Source organism: Propionivibrio sp. (genome assembly GCF_029255185.1).
In the GTDB taxonomy this organism is placed as follows: Bacteria; Pseudomonadota; Gammaproteobacteria; order Burkholderiales; family Rhodocyclaceae; genus Propionivibrio.
This window is the reverse complement of the sequence record NZ_JAPUVO010000106.1, coordinates 35,325-42,081: the sequence shown is the minus strand read 5'-3', so window position 1 is coordinate 42,081 and position 6,757 is coordinate 35,325. Positions and strand designations below refer to the sequence as shown.

Sequence of the window (6,757 nt, the reverse complement as noted above, 5' to 3'; positions counted from 1 at the left end):
TCGTGAGGTTGAGGATATTGTCCTCGAAAATTCAATCCGCCGGCGTCGGGAGCGGCACCTTTTGGTTGCGGCCAGCGGCCGCGCTAAGGGAATACTACCTACCGTGTATATATTCTTTGCAAAAGATACGCATCATGCGCACCAATATCGTTATTGACGACAAACTGATGAACGAAACGCTACGCTTGAACTTTCGTGGCACGCAGACTCCTCAAACTGAGAAACTTGACGGACTGCTGGCATCTTTGCTGGTGGCCATCGCAGCAAGCTTTGCGGCGTCCGCCGCACTGTCTGCACCCTTGCCGCCTGAGCGGTTGCCGGACAGCCTCAAGCCCTGGATCGGCTGGGTTATGTACGGGCAGGAAACACTGGCCTGCCCGCCGGCCTTCAACGACGCGCGACAACGCACCTGCACCTGGCCGGGCGAACTGTTGCTTGAGATCAACGAACGCGGCGCTACGTTCCGCCAGCGCGTTGAGGTCTTTGCCCCGGAGAGTGTCGTCGCGCTGCCGGGCGATGGCGAAGCCTGGCCGCAGGAAGTCAGGATAGACGGCAAGGCGGTGCCGGTGCTGGCGGTGCAGGGGAGGCCGGCGCTGCGCCTTGCTGCGGGGCGTTACCAGGTCAGCGGCGTTTTGCCGTGGACGACGCTGCCGCAGAGCGTTACCGTCCCGGTGGCGACTGGCCTGCTCAGGACCACGCTCAAGGGCACGGCGATTGATGTGCTGCCCGACGCCGAGGGCCGCATCTGGTTGCAGAAGAGCGGCGAAGCACAGAGTGAGGACACGCTGTCGGTACGTACTTTCCGGCATTTCGACGATGCTGTGCCGATTCGTTCGACGGTGCGTTATGAGCTGACAGTCGCCGGCAAACCACGCGAAATCCGGCTGCCGGCGGCGGTGTTCAAATCCTGGCTGCCGGCGTCGATTGACAGCCTATTGCCGGTGCGCATCGATGCCAAGGGGGTCGCCACGGTTCAGGCCCGCGCCGGGCGCTGGGTGGTCACCGTCGGCTCGCGGCGCATGACGTCGGCCGGGGAGTTTACGCTGCCGGCCGAGGCCGGCAATGAGGAAATTTGGGCGCTTGCGGCACACAACGAAATCCGTGTCGTTACCGCGCAAGGCCTGCCTGCAGTTGATCCGAAAAATGTTGGCGCGCCGCCCGGATGGGCGGCCTTGCCGACTTTCCTGGCGCGGCCGGGAAGTACGCTGACACTGGTCGAGGCGCGACGTGGCAACGCCGCCGGCGATGCCGACAAGATCAGCATTGCGCGCACCTTCTGGCTTGACTTCGACGGCCAGGGCTATACCGTCCAGGACCGGTTGAGCGGCCAGCTCGGGCGCACCTGGCGGCTCGATCTGCCAGCGTTGATCGAGCTTGGCCGTGTTGCCGTCGGCGGTCAGGACCAGCCGCTTACCCTCAGTGTCGATGGTCAGAGCAAGGGGGTCGAGCTGCGTCAGGCGACTCTCGCTCTCGAAGCCGACAGCCGTATCGAGACGTCGCAACGAACGCTCCCGGTGAGCGGCTGGAAGGCCGATGTCTCCGGCTGGACGGGGCTGCTCAATCTGCCGCCCGGCTGGCGGCTGCTGCACGTCTCCGGCGTCGACAGCGTACAGGGTGCCTGGCTCAGTGCATGGACGCTGTGGGACATTTTCTTCGTCGCCGTCATTGTTGCCGGCACCTTCCGCCTGTTTGGCCTTCCCGTCGCTCTGCTGCTTGGCGTGGGGCTGATTCTTTCCTGGCACAGCCACGATATTCCGGTCTTTCCGTGGGTCGGTATCGTCGTCGCCAGCGCCCTCGTCCGCGGCTTGCCGGAAGGTCGATTGCAGGCCTGGGCGGCCCGTATCCGGGCGATGTTCGCGGTTATGGCGCTCGTGCTCCTGATCCCGTTTGCCATTCTCCAGGTCCGCCAGGCGTTATATCCCGCGCTACAGTTCCAGCATTACGCAGCGGAGCCGTCCGCTCTACGCGGCAAGAGCATGGTCGTACCGCAGTCGCAGTCATTACTCAAGGAGAAGCGCGAGCGTGCCAACGAGAGCAGTCTGATGGAAGCAGACAAGCTTGAGCAGATGGCGGACGCGGGCATCAATAACGAACCAGCCTATCCCAGCCTGAGTGGCAGCCTGAGTCGACGCTACGAAAAGATCGATCCGAATGCCAAGAGCCTGACCGGGCCAGGCATCCCGAGCTGGGCCTGGCGGTCCTTCCGGATGTCGATTCAGGGGCCGATTACGGCTGAGCAGACGCTGGGTTTCGTCCTCCTGCCACCGTGGGCGAACGCGGCCTGGGGAATCCTCTCGGTGATTATGCTGACGCTGGCGTTGTGGCGAACCTGCGGCGTCTCGCCGGCAAAACTGTCCGGCGATCTAAAAACCCTGGTCGGCCGCACGGCGCTGCTGGTCGTGCTTGCCGCTGTGAGCCTCGGTCATTCCGGCGAGTCACTGGCCGCCAAGGAGGCAACGCCGCCTGGCGCCGATGCCGGAGCGTCGTCTACGCCCTCCGCGGCCATTCTTGCCGAGTTGCGCGAACGCTTGACTGCTCCCCCGGCCTGCATGCCGGGCTGCGCCGAACTGTCCCGCTTGACGCTGATTGCGAACGGCGATCGTGTCGTCATTCGTGCGCAATACCACGCCCAGGCCATCGTTTCCGTTCCGTTGCCAGGTCAGGGGGCCCGTGCCAGACCGGCGGCCGTTACTGCGGGAGTCAATCCGGTAGCGATCCGGCGTGACGAGTCGGGCACGCTGTGGGCGACCCTGTCGCCGGGCGTTACTGAGATTACGATGGAAATTGCCGCCGGTCGGCTGTCGGAGCTTCCTGTGACGCTGCCGATGGCGCCGCACCAGATGCTTACTGAGCTTTCCGGATGGCAGCTTGCCGGTCTTGATGCGCGCGGGTTGGCCGCCGGTTCCGTGCAACTTACGCGGCAGGCGCCAATGGCCGGCGCCGAGCCACGGGATGGCGCCGCCAGCAGGGAGTCTTTGCCTGCGTTTTTCCGGGTCGAACGTACCCTGAACCTTGGCCAGACCTGGGGCATCACCACGCGGATCGTGCGCGAGGGGCAGAGCACGGCGCCGGCGACGGTGCGCGTTCCGCTGCTTGTCGGTGAAGCGGTAACCGACCCGGCGATCCGGGTCGATCAGGGTGACGCCCTGATCGAACTCGGGCAGAGCCCCGGCGCGGAGTTTGCCAGCAGCCTCAAGGAGGGGCCGCAGATCAGCATCAAAGCCGCGTCATATCCGTGGCAGAGTGAACTTTGGATGCTCCAGGCCTCGCCGCTGTGGCATGTGAGCATGAAGGGGATTCCACCAGTGCACCAGAAACGCGGCGATGCGTGGCTGCCGACCTGGCTGCCGTGGCCGGGCGAAGAAATGCAACTGACCATCGATAAGCCGCTTGCCGTTGACGGTCGCACCATGACCCTGGACGCCGTAGCACTACGCTCAGTGATTGGCAAGCGTTCGTCGGATGCCACGGCGCAGATCAGTCTGCGTGCCGGTACCGGTGGCAACTACAGCGTCACCCTGCCTGAAAACGCCCAACTGCTTGGGGTGAACGTTGACGGTGCAATGCAACCGCTGCGCAGCGAAGGGCGCAAACTGACTGTCCCGGTGACGCCGGCAACACGCCTGCTGAAAATCGATTGGCGCGATGCCAACGGGATTAGCGGCGCCTATGTCGCGCCACAGATCGATCTTGGCTTGCCGGCGGTCAATGCCCTGCTCGAGATTGTTGTCCCGCAAGACCGCGTCGTGCTGCTGACCACCGGGCCGCAGATGGGTCCGGCGGTCCTGCTCTGGGGAGTGCTGTTGGTCACCCTGATTCTCGCCGTCCTCGCCGGCCGCCATGCCGACACGCCGCTCTCAAGCCTTGACTGGCTGCTCTTGGGCGTCGGCCTGATGCAGTGGTCGATGCCCGCCACGGTGCTGGTCGCCGGCTGGTTTCTGATCATGGCCTGGCGCCGGCGCGCTACGCCGATGGCCTCGGCCTGGAAATTCAACGCCGTCCAGACTCTGCTGCTGGTGCTGACTTTCGCCGCCGCCTCGGCGCTGTTCTCGGTTCTCCAGAACGGCCTGCTCGGTTATCCGGACATGCTGATCCAGGGCAATGGATCGAACGCCTTCTTCTTGCGCTGGTACCAGGACCGGATCGGTACGCTGACCCCGGCGGCCAGCGTCTTCTCGATTCCCGTGATCGCTTACCGCGTCATCATGCTGGCCTGGGCGTTGTGGCTGGCGTTCTCGCTGATGAAGTGGATCAAGTGGGGATGGTCGTGCTACACCCAGGGCGCTTATTGGAAGTCGACGGCAATCATTTTCGGCCGCAAGAAGAAGGCGGCAGAGGCGCACGCCAGCTAGCAGCCTGTTGGACTCGACCGGAGGTCCCGGCTCAACGCCACTCCTCCGATGAGTGCCCTGCCTCGAACTGCTCGCGGTCGCGTGCAAACAAGGCGGCGAGTTCATCACGCCCCGCTTTGGCCGCAGAGACACGGCTCGCTTCGTCCTTGAAGTCGGAGACGCGGGCTTCCAGGTCGCGGACATTGTGGCGCCGGAAAATATTGGCCATATCCCGCGCCCGAAAGCGATCAATGCCCAATATCTCCAGGCTGTACCGGCCGGCCTTGAGCGCGGCTTCGAAGGTTTCCCGCTCGATGATGTCCACGCCGCGCGAGCGCAGTTCGACGTAGTGCATCACGTTGCGTGCACGGGCGATTATTTTCAGGCCGGGGAAATTTTCGCGCACGATATCGGCAAGCAACAGACTATCCTCAACGTCATCAATGGCATTCACGATCAGAGTGGCCTGGGCTGCACCGGCAGCGTGCAAGAGATCAAGGCGCGACGCATCGCCGTAGAATACTTTGTAGCCGAACTTGCGCAGCAACTCGATTTGATCCGGGTCATGATCCAGCACCACAGCATCGATCCCATTGGCAAACAGCAGACGGCCGACGATCTGTCCGAAGCGGCCGAAGCCGGCGATTATCACACGCGTATTCTTTGCGTTGATTTCGTCGGCTTGTTCTTTGCCAGCACATTCGATGCGCGCAATCCACCAGTCGTGCAACAGCAACAACAACGGTGTGCTGGTCATCGACAGCGCGACAGTCATGTTGAGCAAGTCAGCCCACTCGCGTGACAGTATCCCCGCCGTCTGTGCCGCACCAAAAACCACAAAACCGAATTCTCCGCCTTGTGAAAGCAGGATGGCAAACAACCAGCGCTGACGGGCCGTCACCCCGATGATGCGCGCAGTGAGCCAAAGCGTGGCGAGCTTCAATGTCAGAAAACCTGCCACCAGCATCGCCACCTTGACCGGCTGATTCACCAGCAGTCCGAAATCAATCGCCATCCCGACGGAGATGAAGAAAAGCCCCAGGAGCAAGCCCTTGAAAGGCTCAATATCGGTTTCCAGGGCGTGGCGGTATTCGGAGCTGGCCAGCAACACGCCTGCGAGAAACGTGCCCAAACCCATCGAAAGTCCAACCAACGACATGATCTGTGCGATGCCGATCACCAGCAACAAGGCAAATGCCGTGAACACCTCGCGCAGATTGGTTCGCGCCACGAGCCGTAGCACTGGACGCGTGCAATAGAGGCCAATGAGAATCACCGCAGCGATTGCTCCAAACGCCTTCGCCGCGCTGCTCCAAGCTGGCTCGGCCGGGCTTGCCCCGGTGCCGCTTGAGGCCATTTCACTCATCAGCGGAATGATGGCAAGCAAGGGAATGGCAGCAATATCCTGCAAGAGAAGTACGGCGAAACTTGATTGGCCGGTGGGGGTCGGCAGAAAATTGCGCTCGGTCATAGTGGCGATCGCAATGGCCGTCGATGAGAGCGCCAACGCCAGACCCACGATCAGCGCGGCTTTCCATTCCAGGCCAAGCGCCGCCGCAGCCAGGGCGAGCGCGATGCCAGTGAGCCCCAGTTGCAACGCCCCCCCGCCGAAAACGCTTTTCCGCATTTCTATCAGGCGCTTGGGTTCAAGCTCCAGGCCGATGACAAACAGCATCAGCACCACGCCCAATTCGGAGAAGTGCATGATGGAATCGACATCGGAAACGAGGTTGAATCCCCACGGCCCAATGGTAATGCCGGCGATCAGGTAGCCTAGCACCGCGCCGAGTTTGAAGCGCCAGGCGATGGGCACGCAGATGACCGCTGCCGCAAGATAGATCAGCGCATCACGCAAAATCATTTGGCATCCGAGTTGCGCTGGCAACTTGCGGGTCGGGCGACCACTCGGACAATCGATCGCGAAAGGTGATTGCCGCTGCCGCGATTTCATCATCCGGAATTACGTGCGCGCCATGCAGAGCCAGAGGCCGCTCCCATACCATGCCGCAGAATCTGGCCGTCTGGCGAATCGGCGCTGCAAATTCTTCGAAGGGCACTTGGTGTACTCCGGTCTCGGCGAAGGAAGATTTTTGCCCCCCGGTGGTTGTAACCCACAGGCAGTGTTTGCCTTGCAGCCTGTCACCCCCTTCGCCGTATGCCCAGCCGCGCAGTAGCACCACATCAAACCAGTGCTTCAACATTGCCGGCACGCTGTACCAATAGATCGGGTGCAGCCAGACAACAAGATCCGCACACGCCAAGGCGGCCTGTTCGGCAGCGACATCAATATCAAAATCGGGATAGCGATCATAGAGCGAGCGCACCTCCAGATTGGGCAGACCGCGCACCGCTTCAAGCATGGCGCGGCCTGCTCGGGAGCGCTGTGGATAGGGATGGGCGTGGATGATCAATATCATCGGTCAAGC

At 62.4% G+C, this 6,757-nt stretch carries 3 protein-coding genes; 1 reads left to right on the top strand and 2 read right to left on the bottom strand.

Annotation, left to right across the window (positions count from 1 at the left end; genetic code table 11):
• Positions 1-134 precede the first annotated feature (134 nt).
• Positions 135-4,352 carry a hypothetical protein gene (locus Q1J43_RS09630; RefSeq protein WP_301102268.1) on the top strand — a complete coding sequence of 1,406 codons (4,218 nt, stop codon included), beginning with the start codon at positions 135-137 and terminating at the stop codon, positions 4,350-4,352.
• A gap of 31 nt (positions 4,353-4,383) precedes the next feature.
• On the opposite strand, the gene kefC is transcribed toward Q1J43_RS09630, so the two are convergent.
• On the bottom strand, positions 4,384-6,192 hold the full coding sequence (kefC, locus tag Q1J43_RS09625; protein WP_301102267.1) for a glutathione-regulated potassium-efflux system protein KefC: 1,809 nt from the start codon (positions 6,190-6,192) through the stop codon (positions 4,384-4,386).
• Positions 6,179-6,748 (bottom strand): glutathione-regulated potassium-efflux system oxidoreductase KefF, encoded by a 570-nt coding sequence (gene kefF, locus Q1J43_RS09620; protein WP_301102266.1) that lies wholly within the window; start codon positions 6,746-6,748, stop codon positions 6,179-6,181. Before kefF ends, kefC begins: the two co-directional genes overlap by 14 nt.
• Between the last annotated feature and the right edge of the window lie 9 nt (positions 6,749-6,757).

Coding starts and splice junctions, on each gene's coding strand:
- Q1J43_RS09630 (WP_301102268.1), top strand. CDS start 135: ATGCGCACCAATATCGTTATTGACGACAAACTGATGAACGAAACGCTA.
- kefC (WP_301102267.1), bottom strand. CDS start 6,192: ATGATTTTGCGTGATGCGCTGATCTATCTTGCGGCAGCGGTCATCTGC.
- kefF (WP_301102266.1), bottom strand. CDS start 6,748: ATGATATTGATCATCCACGCCCATCCCTATCCACAGCGCTCCCGAGCA.